The sequence below is a fragment of the Mycoplasma sp. 327 genome (assembly GCF_053851655.1).
In genome coordinates this window covers 12,044-27,056 of the sequence record NZ_JBSQBA010000004.1, presented here as the reverse complement: position 1 = coordinate 27,056, position 15,013 = coordinate 12,044, and the positions used below count along the sequence as shown (strand labels likewise).

13 protein-coding genes are annotated in these 15,013 nt (G+C 28.8%); all 13 read right to left on the bottom strand.

The annotated features are described in order from the left end of the window. Nucleotides 1-154: 154 nt before the first annotated feature. The gene (locus tag ACWXVS_RS01435) at nucleotides 155-991 is read right to left on the bottom strand and encodes a hypothetical protein (protein ID WP_455994694.1); all 837 of its coding nucleotides are present in this window, start codon (nucleotides 989-991) and stop codon (nucleotides 155-157) included. Continuing rightward, nucleotides 991-1,338 (bottom strand): hypothetical protein, encoded by a 348-nt coding sequence (locus ACWXVS_RS01430; RefSeq protein ID WP_455994692.1) that lies wholly within the window; start codon nucleotides 1,336-1,338, stop codon nucleotides 991-993. Before ACWXVS_RS01430 ends, ACWXVS_RS01435 begins: the two co-directional genes overlap by 1 nt. Nucleotides 1,339-1,468: 130 nt before the next feature. Continuing rightward, a complete protein-coding gene (locus ACWXVS_RS01425; protein WP_455994690.1) occupies nucleotides 1,469-1,723 on the bottom strand; it encodes a hypothetical protein in 255 nt (84 codons plus the stop codon). Between the two features lie 6 nt (nucleotides 1,724-1,729). After that, a complete protein-coding gene (locus tag ACWXVS_RS01420) occupies nucleotides 1,730-1,999 on the bottom strand; it encodes a hypothetical protein (protein WP_455994688.1) in 270 nt (89 codons plus the stop codon). 576 nt (nucleotides 2,000-2,575) lie between these two features. Continuing rightward, entirely contained in the window at nucleotides 2,576-5,371 is a 2,796-nt protein-coding gene (mip, locus tag ACWXVS_RS01415) for an Ig-specific serine endopeptidase MIP (RefSeq protein ID WP_455994686.1), read from the bottom strand. 32 nt (nucleotides 5,372-5,403) lie between these two features. Beyond that, nucleotides 5,404-7,758 carry a putative immunoglobulin-blocking virulence protein gene (locus ACWXVS_RS01410; protein ID WP_455994684.1) on the bottom strand — a complete coding sequence of 785 codons (2,355 nt, stop codon included), beginning with the start codon at nucleotides 7,756-7,758 and terminating at the stop codon, nucleotides 5,404-5,406. Nucleotides 7,759-8,092: 334 nt separating this feature from the next. Continuing rightward, complete coding sequence (gene fusA, locus ACWXVS_RS01405) at nucleotides 8,093-10,186, bottom strand: elongation factor G (protein ID WP_438340317.1); 2,094 nt, start codon at nucleotides 10,184-10,186, stop codon at nucleotides 8,093-8,095. Nucleotides 10,187-10,230: 44 nt separating this feature from the next. Then, nucleotides 10,231-10,701, bottom strand: coding sequence for a 30S ribosomal protein S7 (gene rpsG / locus ACWXVS_RS01400; protein ID WP_438340318.1), 471 nt, complete (start codon nucleotides 10,699-10,701; stop codon nucleotides 10,231-10,233). Nucleotides 10,702-10,729: 28 nt separating this feature from the next. Then, entirely contained in the window at nucleotides 10,730-11,146 is a 417-nt protein-coding gene (gene rpsL, locus ACWXVS_RS01395; protein WP_438340319.1) for a 30S ribosomal protein S12, read from the bottom strand. A gap of 150 nt (nucleotides 11,147-11,296) precedes the next feature. Beyond that, the gene (locus ACWXVS_RS01390) at nucleotides 11,297-11,875 is read right to left on the bottom strand and encodes a hypothetical protein (RefSeq protein ID WP_438340320.1); all 579 of its coding nucleotides are present in this window, start codon (nucleotides 11,873-11,875) and stop codon (nucleotides 11,297-11,299) included. Nucleotides 11,876-11,887: 12 nt separating this feature from the next. After that, complete coding sequence (locus ACWXVS_RS01385) at nucleotides 11,888-13,063, bottom strand: hypothetical protein (protein WP_455994682.1); 1,176 nt, start codon at nucleotides 13,061-13,063, stop codon at nucleotides 11,888-11,890. A 79-nt stretch (nucleotides 13,064-13,142) separates the two neighbouring features. After that, the gene (locus ACWXVS_RS01380) at nucleotides 13,143-14,036 is read right to left on the bottom strand and encodes a hypothetical protein (protein ID WP_455994680.1); all 894 of its coding nucleotides are present in this window, start codon (nucleotides 14,034-14,036) and stop codon (nucleotides 13,143-13,145) included. Nucleotides 14,037-14,103: 67 nt separating this feature from the next. Further along, the gene (locus tag ACWXVS_RS01375; RefSeq protein ID WP_455994678.1) at nucleotides 14,104-15,000 is read right to left on the bottom strand and encodes an RluA family pseudouridine synthase; all 897 of its coding nucleotides are present in this window, start codon (nucleotides 14,998-15,000) and stop codon (nucleotides 14,104-14,106) included. Between the last annotated feature and the right edge of the window lie 13 nt (nucleotides 15,001-15,013).

Here is a 15,013-nt window from a genome sequence, read left to right as displayed (position 1 = left end):
TAATTTTCCTGATTACTGGTTTGAATTTTTAGGTCTTAAAAAATAAATTTAAAATCATAAGTTTAATAAACATTTTTAAACTATAAAAATGTTGCAATTTAAATAAGAATTAACAAAATAAAAAATATAACCCAGAACGTAGCTGGGTTTAATATTAATAATCAAGTGTAAAAAGTTTATTCTTATGAGTTAATTTTCTTACATCGATTTCGTATTTTTTTATATATTCGTCATCGCTTTTATTATCCATTTCAGGATAATATCTTTCAAAAACAACAGATGCTTCGGCCTCTTCATGATAATGATTAACTCATATTGTGAATCCATCAATAACATCCAAAGTTTTATCTGCGCTATACTTAATTTTATTTTTTCTTAAAATCTTTAAAAGGGACCATTTCCCTTCTCCTGGTTGTCATGTATCGAAATATAATGGATTTCTAAATTTCATTTCATCATTAATAGTTATTGCATTTGATATCGGTATTATAAATTCTTCATTTTTTTTAAGAGGAGATGCAAAATAATCACTTGTATTATTAAATTGATCTGGAATTAGCAATTTTACAGAATGAGGAAAGTACAAAAATGTAATTTCTTTAGCTTTTGTAAGCCAAATTTTAAATTCTTTTTCGTATCCTTCTTTATTGGTCGTATCATTATTTTCCAATTTCACATTTATAGCAAGCATATAATAGTTTTTAACTTTATTTTCATTAACAAAATCTATTAATTCTTGATATTTATTTTCTGTTTTAAAAGTTATTTTTCTAAAAGGTCTTTTAATTACCTCGCCTTTATCTTTATTGCGAAGTTTTGAATATAAAAGCGGATTATGAGAGTATTCAGCTTTATAAATCCCACCTGGTTTTATAATGTCTTCATGTTGTTCATTATCCTCATTTTTGTGAATTATACAGCTTGTAGATAATAAAACAGTACTTAAAAATGGAACGATAGTTATTATTTTTATTCATTTATTTTTTTTCATTATTTTATAAATCCTCATAATTTAAGTGACTCTGTCATTTCATCACCAGTTACATGTTTTTTTAACATATCTATCATATAAATATTTTTCAATTCAGGTGAAAACTTATTTTCGTATAGATATTGTTTCTTAATTTCTGGTAAATAACTTTCCATTGCTTCTTTTAGTTTTATTGATGGAGATTTTCTATGTCTTGGACTTCATTCTTCTGGTCCTAATGTAGTTATATCAATATGAAAGTCTTCTTTTTTGTTTATATATTTATCGCTTTCTGTTATCGTCATGTAATTAGAACCTAAAAATAATGATTGTATAGCATCATTTGATTCACAGTAATATATGCACATATTCCCTCTCATTCTTCATATATATAATTAAAAGTGTCGTTTTCTCCAAATGTTTTTCTTGGTTCTGTTTTAAAAATTCAAGAATGATTTATTTCGTTATCGGCATATAAAAAACCATTCAACTCATCTCTTATTCCAAGATTAGAATATTCCGATTTTTTGCATTTTGCAGTTCTAATAAATTAAGGTATTTGAAATTATTGAAATTTACTTTACTCTTTTTGCTATCTTTTTTATTTTTTCAATCTTCATTTATGCTCTCGTTATTAGTCTTCTTTTTTGGTCTTCTATGATCCCCTATCATTAATTTATCTCGATCATTTTTATTTAATATTGATATATCTCCGATGGTTTCTCTGTAATATACCAAATTATCACTGGACATGATTTCTTAACTTAAATTAGATATGTTTCAATTTGGATTAACCTCTATTATTTTTTCTTTTTCTTGATCAAGCATTGAAAAACCACCTTTCTCATATCCTACTATATATGAATATTTATTTGTTTCCGGATCTAGATAATTTCTACTTACAAATTTTACTTTTGTGTCTTTTCTTCCAGTTAATTTTATAAAATCATATAAACAGTATGAGGATAATTTTTCTTTATATTGTCTTTCTTTCTTTTCCTCAATATATTTTGTATCCTCATATGGCATTATTTTTTAATGAAACCATTGTAAATGGTATAATGCTAGCTATCGTAGCTAAAAAACGCTAAATAATTTATTTTTCATATATTCCTTTTTTGTTTCTTCATATCTTTATTGTATTATTTTTAATAAATAGTGTTAAATTTATATTTAAAATACACATATATTTTCATATTTATTTTTTTGTATTTCCCAGTTTTGGCATAAAAAATACAGAATTTCAAACCAAATAATCTGTTTATACTATTTATAGTATAGGTTGTTTTTATTTTCTTATTTTTTTAACAACATTTTAATTTAATATAGTCATGTCAAAAGAATCTAATTTGGTCGATATTTTTTCAAAGCCTGGAAAGAGGGTTGATATAAATTCGCCAAAAAAGAAATTATGAAATACAAAAAAGAGGATTCTAATACAAAAAAGACATTTGTTAAATTTATGATGATATTAAAAACGATGTTAAAAGATAGTTAAAAAATAACAAATATACCTCAAATTTAGGTAGATTTGTTATTTTTGTATAATAAAACTGGAAAAATCAAAAGGAAAATAAAAAGCAAGAAATAATTCTTGCTTAATTCTTAATTATTATTAAATTTAAATTCAGAAGGTATTTCACTCAATCCGTTTTTAAATAGGTTGGTTTTAAAATCCGAGGCTGAATAGATTTCTTTTAGCGCTTCACGATATGAATTTTTTTGTTCTTTACCACCGCCATAAATTAGATCATATTCTGGAAGATTATATTTTCCATATAAACCATCATAGTTATAACCTTCAGATCTAAAAGCAACCGATAGGCCGACACGTGCCAAAGTATTTGATGCATAAAATATTGAAACTAGCTCATTATTTTGATTTCGAATAGAAGTTCCAGAAGAACCACCAATCGGTGCATATCTACGTGGAATATAAGCTAAGCCCATATTTACATATCTTTTACCATTAACATAGTAAAAATCTTCGCCAATTTTTGGAGCCGCTATAAATGTATCTAAAACACCGGGTTTATCAATAAACGAACGATAACCAATTTGGTAAGAAAGAAAACTTCCTCGACCAAGTTTTTCTTTTGAATATGAAGAAGGTGTACCATCTTCGCCATTAGTTATTTTTGCATCATAATATTCATATTCGCTATTAATTCACAAGCTAAAACTATTGTTTTTTCTTTTAGTTTGATCATCATCAATATATTTCTTCAAATAATAATCTTCACGTGATGAAGGCCACCCTACAGCATACAAGAAATCTATATCTTTAGGTAATTTAGATTTTAGAGGAAAATCAATTTTTGAATAATCGTTTAAGTATGATTTTTGTTTAAATTTAACTTGTTTATCAGCGTGATTAGCATAATCATTAGTAATTTCTTTTGCTAAATTTTGTGCAAAATCTTTGCTACCGACTTGTGGATATCTTTTAGTTACATTTTGGTCATTTGAAGTTGCATAATATTTATTAATCTTAGTAAAATCAATTTCTAAAACAGCAAAATCAACAAATTCTTCCACATCAGCATATTTTTTCTTTTGACGCTCAGATAAGAAATCAGATGGATGAGATTTTAAATAGTCAGTTCCATCAAAAACCTTTCTAATTGCGCTAGGGTTTTCAAACGAAAAGCGAGTAATATTATCATCTAATTCAGAAATACGCAAACTTTGCCCAACCTGCAATTTATTGTCAATCTTAGCTATTGAAAAACTTGTCAAATTATCAGTTAATGCCCTTGCAACGTGAGAATTAGTTCCTAAATATCATTTTGTTGGATAACCATTACTATCAAGTTGGTAATCAAGAATTCAAGTGGTTCCATTTTCGCCAATTACATGTTTTTTTGATTTTGCTTTTAGTTCTAAATCAAGAATAGCTGCTTGTTGCTTTTGAATTTCGATTTCACGAGTTCTTTTTTGATATTCTGCAATAGCGTCATCATATTTTTTTAGTTCAGTTTCTTTTTCTTTTTGAAGACTTTCAGTTAAATGAACATCAGTGTTCTTAGCAATTTTGTCATCTAATTCTTTTTTTAGAGCTTCTTTTTGTTCTTTTAATTCAGCAACCTTTTTGTCAATTAATTTTCTAAATTCTGATTCATTATTAGGATCTTTCCAATGTTTAATAGCTAAATTAATTTTTGCTATTTCATCTTTAAAATCATTAACTCTTGTTAAAGCAATTGTAAAAGTCTGTTTGGCTATATCAAGATATTTTTGATTAACAATTTTTCTTGCTAAGCCATTAGTTTTAAAGGGATCATTTTTACCTAGTGTATCAACTCATGAAGGTTGTTTTCCTAATTCTGAAGACTCAAATAGTTCAATTCCATCGACTTCACCATTTGCTTTATATGAAGGCAAGCTAAAACCTTTATATGCGGCATTTTCATAAGAATCTTGACCTAACGTTTTTGCTTTTTCATCATATTTTTTAATTTGTTCACTAGTTGCCTTAGTATTTTCTCTTAATTTAGTTCAATCATCAATACCGGCAGAAAAAGCTAAATATTGCTTTAGCGAACCGACGTATTTATCATTATCATATTTAAAACGCTCTGTTTGGCTTAAACCAATATATTTTGAAACTTCATTATCTTCTAGATTTGAATCAATTTTGTTATTCGGTTTATCACCATTTGAATCACTATTAAATGGTGAAGTTTTTAAACCTGATAATTCAAATATATGATTTTTTCTTGTTAATGTTGCTTTATTTTTAAAAACAACATTAAATTTAGCTTTTCCGGTAGTATTAGCGTCATCTTCTAAAATAATACCTTCAATTGATATGTTGATTTTATTATTTAGATTTACATCCTTAAAATTAATTTTTATATTGGAAACATTCTTTTGTAGCTCACTAGCAAATAGCTGTGACTTGGTATTGCCTGTTAAAAAGTTGTTAAAAATAAGTTCAAAATTATCTTCAATATTTGCATTAACAATTAATTTGTTAAAATCATCATTAAATTCATTATCCGAATATTTTATGCTTGTGTCCGGTGTCTCACTAGACTGATTTTTCTTAATGTTTTCCTTAATATTTGCAATTTCGCTTTTTATGGCATTAATGGCTTGATCTGCCTTATTTTTAGCCTTACGCAAATCAAATACGCCACTGCTTTCATTAGTTAGAATATCATTAATTTCTTTTTGAACTTTTATCCCTTCAGCATAAGCGCTCGATTGTTTAGCATCACTGCGGGTATCTTTTAATTCTCTTAAAGATGTCTCTAATTCGGTTAATTGTTTTTTAATGTTGTCTTTTAGTGATGTTATGTCATCCTGACATGATATCAATGCAAATGTTGGAGAAAAAAGTAACGGCATTCCAAAAAACGCAGTAATAATTGCCTTGTTTCTTTTTGTTAATTTCATAATTTTAAGATTCCTTACATACTTTTCTAAAATTAGTTAAATGCTTCATCACTAGCAAAACTTACTTTGTAACCATTAGATTCAAGTTGACTCTTCAATGAACTTGCCCCCTGTGGAACTTGAACTTCCCTCGAAATTCCTGATAAATTAATTAAGATGCTTAAATTTGTTAAGGCTGAACTGGTCAAATTATCTTTAGTTGTCAATCTAACATTTTGCGTAACACTACCATTACTAAATTCAATTTTAGTTGGAGGAAATCCAGGTTCACCGCGTGACATTACGGTGTCAAATTGTGCACCATCTAAATCATCACCACTAATTTCGTATCAGGCTTTATCACTAAAGAATTTAGCATTTTTTAGTTTTCTTGGTTTATTTGATGATTTAATGTAATCATAAAAAATTAAGCCTTTTAATGATCTGATAGAAGGGGCTCTTGAGAAATCAATTCTTGTTGGATAACTATTTCCACCTTCATTGGTATCTGGATTTAGACCAGGGCCGAACCCACCTTGAAATATTCCTTCATTATTTCTAGTGTAATAAGCCATTCTTAAACCATTGTTAATTCTTTCATATTTCTTTTGCGGATCCGATTCATCTTTTAGTAAATCAGACTCTTCAAATGCTAAGGTGTTAAATGTAATTCTTGAAGCAATTTCGGCTCCGGGTCTTGTATCTCAACTAACATTGTAATCAATAGTATTAATTCACTCAACATTACGCAATGCTCATGGGTTAATCGATCAATCATCAAGTAGAGAATTACCTAAGGTAAATAACGCTAGTTCCTTAATGTTTTTCTTTTCTAATTCGACTAATGCTGATGTATTAGTTGCTCTATGATCAAAGAAAAGTTCTAATTGCGGCAAGTTATCAGGTAAGGCTCTTAAAATATCTTTGAATTTTTGGTTAGGATCTTTTTTACCCATATTTTTTATACGATATGAAGTAATTTCAATACCTTTATTCTTTAATGATTCAATTAAATTCTTAGTTTTCTCATAACCATCATAGTTAGCAGCATCAATTTCCACAATGTAGCCTTTATTTAACTTACCTTCTTGTGGTTTTTGTCTTGTTAATTCAGTTATGGTTATACCATCATTATTTCCGACATTAAATTGTTTAAATTGTTCAGATTGGGTAACATCTTTTTTATTTCATCCTGGATATACACCATTTTGAATTTGTTCTGGGTTTCGACCAAAATATCCCTCAATGCCAAAAGCACGACGGTCACGATTATCTCTTTCACGTCTAGCTATCTCGCCGTTATAACCAGGAGCTGGTGAATAGCTATATGAGTCGATTTCTCCATTTTCATTAATATATGCATTATTAGGAGAAGCAGTATAACCTTGTTTTAGATATTCTTCTGCTCCTTTACCTAATTTTGTAAATTTTGTATAATCTAAATTTTTAATTAATCAAGCATATTTAACATTTTTACTCTTAAATTGTTTATTAGGATATTGTTTTTTTGCATCCTCTTTTAAGAAATTAACAACATTAGGGCTATCTAAAAGACGTCTGAATTTATCAATTAATTGAGTTCATACTTGACTATTTAATTCAATATATCTATCAGGGTCAAATAATTCAGTTTCTTTATGTAGTACATCATCGATAAGGCTTGGGAAATAGTTTTGTAGTCCATCTGCATTATTATTAATAAGTTGTTTAAGAGTTGCTTTTCTTAACTCTTCTGTTACTTCAACACTTTTAACATTTCCAACAATTTCATTTACATAAGGATTTTTATTAGTAATTCCTGCAGCAACATCGCGAGGGTCTAATGGTCTAGTTGGAGGTGGTGTTACTTCAGCTAGAACATGAACACCATTAATTGTAATAGTAATTCTTTCGCTTCTAGGTGTAGGGGCAGGTTTAGGGGCAGGGGCCGGCTTTGGCGCTGGTTTGGGAGTTGGTTTTGGTTTTGGCGGAACCGGAACAGGTTTCGGCGGAACTGGGATAGGTTTAGGTTTTGGTTTGGGTTGTGGAAGGGGGACTGGGTTTGTTTTCGGTTCGGGTTTTGGTTCAGGTTTTGGTTGTGGTTTGGGTTCAGGTTTTGGTTCGGGTTTGGGTTGGGGAGGAACTGGGATAGGTTCTGGTTCGGGTTTGGGTTGTGGAGGCACAACAACAGGAGGTTTTGGAATTTCTTTTAAATTCTTATCAGTTATAGACACATCAGCTTTAGTTACATCGGGTGTACCTTTGTGAAATATTTCAGAGTTTTCACCATAAATATTGTTAAATTCTATACCATTTTTATTCTTTTGGTTAGCAGCAAAAATAGCATTACCTATAATTGCTGAACCTAATATTGTTGATCCTAAGGTAAATAAAACGATCTTATTCTTTTTACTCTTTAAAAGCTTCATATTTTCTCCTTAAAATAATTTCAATTCATAAAAAAAATCTTATGAACCTTTAATTTAACCTACATTATACTAAAATTTATATAATAATACACAAAAATAAGCATAAGTTAACTACTATCTATTTTCTCCAAACTAACAATAGTTAGTCTAAAATAATAAAAAGAGATTTTACTACTTAATTTAAGGTGTTTTTTTATTTTTAATTCCTATCATATTATATTGCAAATAAGATAGGCCTGTTAATTTGCAAATATACTAAGAATATACAAGTATAATAAAAATGCCTAGGCAATTTTGCCCTAGACCTTTTTATTATTTTTAAAATTTATTTAAATTAATCTTCGTCAACCGAAACTTTTCCGCCACGTTTCTTAATAATTTCGTCAGCTAAATTGCGAGGTAATTTTTCATAATGATCAAATCACATTTGATATGTACCACGTCCAGTTGTCATTGATCTTAATTGAGTTGCATATCCAAACATTTCGTTTAATGGAATGTATGCTTTAATAACATGCGCTCCATCGTTTCGAGTTTCGTTATCTCTAACTTGACCTCTTCTACGAGAGATATCCCCCATAACATCACCAAAGAAATCTTCTGGCACAACAACAGCAACATCCATAATTGGTTCTAATAAAACAGTCCCCAATTGTTCACGGCCCTTGGTCAATGATTTTGAAGCAGCAATTTTATAAGCAAGTTCTGATGAATCGACTTCATGGTAGGAACCATCAAATAGAGTTGCCTTAATATCGATCATTGGATAACCGGCAAGAATACCAATTTCCATTTTTTCTTTAAGACCTTTTTCGATCGATTTAATGTACTCTTTAGGGATTTTACCACCGACAATTTTATCAATAAATTCAAATCCACCATCAGGGTTTGGTTCGTATTTAATTCACACGTGTCCATATTGTCCCTTACCACCAGATTGCTTCTTATGAATACCTTCAACTTCTGCTGACTTAGTAATTGTTTCACGATATGATACTTGTGGAGCACCAACACTTACTTCAACCTTAAACTCACGTTTTAGTCTATCAACAATAATGTCTAAATGAAGTTCACCCATACCAGCAATAATAGTTTGCCCAGTTTCTTCATCTGTATAGTATTTAAATGTAGGATCTTCTGCTCCTAAACGTTGTAAAGCTAATGAAAGTTTCTCAGAAGCATCTTTTGTTTTAGGTTCAATTGCTTGCGAAATAACTGGCTCAGGAAAATTCATATTTTCCAAAACGATTTCTTTATGTTTTTCATCGATAAGTGTGTCACCGGTTGTTGTATATTTTAAACCAACAGCAGCACCTATATCACCAGTTCTAACCTCATCAATATCAGTTCTTGAATTAGCATGCATTAATAAAATTCTACTAAATCTTTCTTTTTCACCTTTTGTTGAATTTATTACATATGAGCCTTTTGAGATAACCCCACTATATACTCTAAAGAAGGTTAAATTACCAACAAATGGGTCATTCATAACTTTAAATGCTAATGCTGAGAAAAATTCATCATCAGAAGCAGGAATTGAAATTTCTTGTTCACCTTTGTATGCCTTCATTGCGGTAATATCCAATGGTGAAGGTAAATATTCAACAATAGCATCAAGCATTAACTTAACACCTTTATTCTTAAACGAAGTTCCGCAAACAACTGGGAAATATGTTGAAGTTAAAGTAGCCTTTCTAATAGCTTTTTTCATTAATTCAGCTGAAACTTCTTGTTCCGTTAGGATTAATTCAGTAATTTCTTCATCAAAATCTGCTAGTGATTCGGCAAGAGAAGCACGCATTAAATTTGCTTCGTCCCTTAGATAGTCAGGAATTTCGATTTCCTTCATATTTTCGTCGACACCACCATCAAATTCATAGGCTTTCATGGTTACTAAATCAATAATTCCATTAAATTGCGATTCTTCACCAATATTAAGTTGGATAGCATGTGCATTAGCACCTAATAGCTTTCTTAGCGACTCAACAGATGCTTTGAAATTAGCACCCATTTTATCCATTTTGTTAACATAAACAATTCTTGGAACCTTATAGTTAGTTGCTTGTCTCCAAACAGTTTCTGTTTGAGGTTCAACACCTGATTGAGCATCTAGAACAGCGACAGCACCATCTAAAACACGCAACGAACGCTCAACTTCAATAGTAAAATCAACGTGTCCAGGTGTGTCAATAATATTTAATCTTTTATTCTTTCAATATGCAGTTGTAGCTGCGGAAGTAATAGTAATACCACGTTCTTGTTCTTGAACCATTCAATCCATTTGTGAAGCACCTTCATGTGTTTCACCGATTTTATGAATTTTTCCTGTGTGGTATAAAACTCTTTCTGTAGTTGTAGTTTTACCTGCATCAATATGAGCCATAATTCCGATGTTACGATAATCTTCTAATTTATATTCTCTTGACATACTTTGTTCCTAATAAAATAAATAATTTAAATAAAAATAGGTAATTATCATCTAAAATGAGCAAATGCCTTGTTTGATTCAGCCATCTTGTGGGTATCGTCACGCTTTTTGATAGCTCCACCCATTTTATTTGCTGCATCAATGATTTCATGTGCTAACTTTTCTTCCATTGTTTTGTCATTTCTTAATCTGGCATATTGAATAATCCATCTTAGTGCTAATGTTTGTTTTCTTTTGGCACTAACTTCACATGGAACTTGGTAATTAGAACCACCAACTCTTCTTGAACGAACTTCAAGTTGTGGACTTACATTTTCTAGTGCAGAATTGAATACTTCCATTGGTTCTTTACCAGTTTTGTTTTTAATAATTTCAAAGGCACTGTATAAAATATTCTCGGCAACAGATTTTTTACCATCTAGCATAATTGTGTTAATTAATTTGGTAATAATTTTTGAGTTAAAAACTGGATCTGCTAAGACATCTCTCACAGGTGCTTTATGCTTTCTTGACATATTCTTTCCTTTCTATTTAACTTTCTAATTAATTACTTTTTGGTTTTTTTGTTCCATATAGAGAACGACCTTGTTTTCTATTGTTTACCCCAGCGGCATCTTGAGTACCACGGATGATAGTATATCTAACCCCAGGTAAATCTTTAACTTTACCTCCACGGATTAATACAACTGAGTGTTCTTGTAAATTGTGCCCTTCACCAGGAATATAAGCAGTAACTTCTTGTCCATTAGATAATCTAACACGGGCGTATTTACGAATAGCTGAGTTAGGTTTCTTAGGAGTCATTGTAGCAACCCGAGTACATACACCACGTTTAAATGGGGCTGGAATTGCTTTTTCTTTTTTTTGTAAAGAGTTGTACATCTTTAATAAAGCAGGGGCTTTAGATTTAGTTGTCTTATCTTTACGGCCTTGTTTAACTAATTGCGCAACTGTAGGCATTTTTTTCCTTTCTTAACATTGTTTTACATATTTTCAGATATTTTTAACTCTTATTTTAAAAATACTAAATTATTATACAACAACTAAACCAGTGTTTTTACTTTTTTATGTTTTTTATTAATAAAAAAGCAGCCAGATATAATTAGGCTACTAAAATTTCTTGGTAATAATATCAATTTGCTCTTTTTCTTTCTTTATTTGTTGTTCAAATGCCTTAAGTTTGCTTATTTCTTTGGTAATTTGGCTAATATTTCAATCATATCTAAATACATGATCTTGCAAATATTTCTTAATTTTTAAAATCAAGGGCGTGTATTTAACATTAATCAAATTATCTAGTGTTCATTGTGAAAAATTACTTAGTTCTTCAAAAAATTCAGAAACAAGGCGAGTATTATTATTGTACATATCCACAAATTTCTGCACTAAGTTTTTAAATTTTTGTTTAGCTTTATTTATAAAAACGTCAATATTATTTTCATGAGTTATCTTTTCTTCTTTTAGAGACCTTAGAAGATTGCTAATTTCATCCTTTAATTTAATAACTTCTTCATTCTTAGAACTTCCAAATAACGCATCAACATTTGCTAATAAATTTATAATATCATTCTTAAGTGAGTTAATTACATTATATTTTAACTTTTCGAGATTTTGACTACATGAAGCAACAAGGGGTGCAATAGTAATAACTGGCAAAAAACCTAGTACTAATTTTATTTTTTTAGCCATAGCAAAAGCAAATTATTTAGTTGCTAAAAATTTTGAAATTAAAAATTGTTTATATTCATGCATAAAATCAATAAGTTCTTTTTCATAAATAATATTTGAATCTTCATAATAATATGAAACATTCGAATGTGGATTAAAGAATAAATCTTCAACTTCATTATCACGATAAAATAATCATGAATTTTTAGTGGCACTTTGATATAAAGGATCATTAGCACGAGCCGTGTATACATATTCCTCGTATTTTTTATTAAATTCAGCTTTTGACATTGCTGCTAATTCCTTAGTTTCGTTAAGAATTTTAGCTTTTTTGTCCATTTTATTCATCCAAATAATTTCCTGCTCAATCTTTGATAAATCTTGATTGTGAATTGGTGTAGCAAATTCCGCAATATCAGAAATTTTTTGAGCATTACTTTTAATTTCGTTTTGGACTTCTGCAAAATACTCTACTTTAAATAATTGATTTAAAAATAAGTTATATTGTTTATCGAATTTTATTTGTTCCATATTATTATAAAATTTCATTCATCTTAATAACACATTGGATAATAAAAGATTAGAAGATTTTAACTTATCAAACTCTATATTAATTTTTTCAGGATATTTAGCTAATTCTTGTTTTTTTAGTTCCTTAAGAGAAATAATTTCATTATACACTGCCTCATTCTTATGTTTATATTGAGGATAGTTAAAACTTATGTAATAAATCACAACAAATGCGATACCAAATGAAATCAAAAGAACGATAGCAAAAGAAATAAATGTTATAAATAAAGGAATATATGAGGTAATGGTGTCTTTATATTCTAGATACTTCATTTCTGTAACAAGACCTGAATTAAATTTCTGGGTTGCAGTTCCCATATATGAATATACTTTTGACAATGATACAGATGAAAAAATAATTTGGATAGCTAGAATAACTAAAATTGTAACTATATTATAAAACGCGGTACTTTTTATATTTAACCCTTGTATATATTTTTTAAATAAAAAACCATCTAGTACTGCTTTTGTTTTATTAATGCTACGCTTAAAATTAATAAAAAACTTAATTATTAAATATAAATTAACTATTGCCAAAAGTGTCAATATTAAACCATAAATTAGAAAAGGATTAGAACCGACACTTTCAGAATTATTGGGAACCTTTGAATTCTGTCCTTGTAAAAACAGCTGACTCATTTTACCTCCTAAAAATTAATCATAATCATTATTATTCTCAATATCTTTTATTTCTTTGGCATTATCAGATTCATTTTCTTTAATTATTTTCATTGTTACTCATATTAGCTTTTTCGTTATGACTATTATTATTTTCAAATATGGCACTGATTTTTTCAATTAATTGCTTACGCTTTAATTCGCTAGCACCAAATATATTTAATTTTTGCGCCATAATTATTAGTTTTTCATCGCTTAATGTTTCTAATTGTGAGCTATATGATTTATTATTTTTTTCCTCAATAATCTCATCATTGTTTTTTTGTTCATTATTATCAAATATAGAAGGTTGTGTAGAATAAGTTTGTTGGTTAGTTTGTGAAAACTTTTGCCCAAAAATTTCATTTATTCTACCTTGTTCATTGTTGATTCTTACAATTCTAAATAATTTTACAATTCTTGAAAACGGCCAATATATTGTAAAATATCCTATTAAAAATATGATTGTAACAATAAGATTTAAAATTTGGTTTATATCCCATGGTTTAATTCTAAAAATACCACCAGCTGAGAAAAATAAATTAATAAATATAATCATAACAGTCATACTATATAAGGTCAGTAACCAAGGCGAATATTTTGTGAAATCTTTTTCTTTTAGTGAAAGTGTCAAAGAAACGATATGTCAAATCAATACAGCTCCAGAGAATAATGCCACAACGATAGAAAATGCAAATTTTCTTATAAACAAATCTTCAACTGAAGCATTAATGGTAGATATCTCATAACTAGGATTTGCATTTGAAAATGCTTCTTTATAATTCAATAAATAGACTTGTTTTCTAACTGCATACTCAATAAATATGGCCATTAATGATAAAAACATCACAACTAAAAATGCTGTAAATAATATTGATTTTACTAAAATTGCCTTTTTGTTGTGTTTGTAAAGTTCATCAATTGAGTTGTATTTATTTATATCAATATTTTTCATAAACACCTCCTTTTTGGTTTTAATGAGTTTACTTAATTTTAAAATATATTAGAATTATAACTAAATTTTATCTACCTTGCTCGATTTCTCTTTGCATTAGTTCGGGAATAGGGGCCTCAAGATGTATGTTTCTTCCCTTATTATCAATAAAATCTAGTTCTGCAGCGTGAAGCCTTTGATTAAAAGAATCAATTTTTTTATTATAAACAGGGTCCCCATAAACTGGATGCTTAATATATCCTAAATGCACTCTTATTTGATGAGTTCGTCCTGTCTTTAAATTACATTTTACTAATGTTTTATCTTTATTATCAATTTTCAAATATTCAAGACATTCAATCATTGTATATGCATTTTTCGAGTTTTGATCGCTAACAGCAAATTTTTGACGATTTTTTATATCTCTTCCAATGGGCAAATTAATATGCATTTTTTTGTTAGCTATTCTTCCATCAACTATAGCAATATATGTCCTGTTAATCTTATGTTCTTTAAGCAAGGAAGCAAAATAATTGTGGGTTGAATTATTTTTAGCAATAATTAATAGCCCGCTAGTATCTTTATCTATCCTATGAACTATGCCAAGCCTTAAAAGCCCATTAACATTACTTAAATTATTTTTAAAGTGGTACATTAAGCCGTTGACCAAAGTATTATTCCTGTGGCCCGGGGCCGGATGAACTACTAAACCCGAAGGTTTATTTATAACCAAATAATCTTCATTTTCATATACAATGTCAAGGCTGATTTCTTGTTCCTCAATCTTTATTTGTTTATCGATGACTCTAACAATTTCTATTTCATCATTGTTTTTGATAACAAATTTATTTTTATTAATTTTAATTCCATTAACAAAAACAGCCCCCTCTTTAATTAATTCTTGAATATCATTTCTAGTTATTGAAGAATTATTTGCTATATATTTATCAATTCTTTCAGAATAGTTTGCAACAAGTTTCAACATAATTTTTAAATTA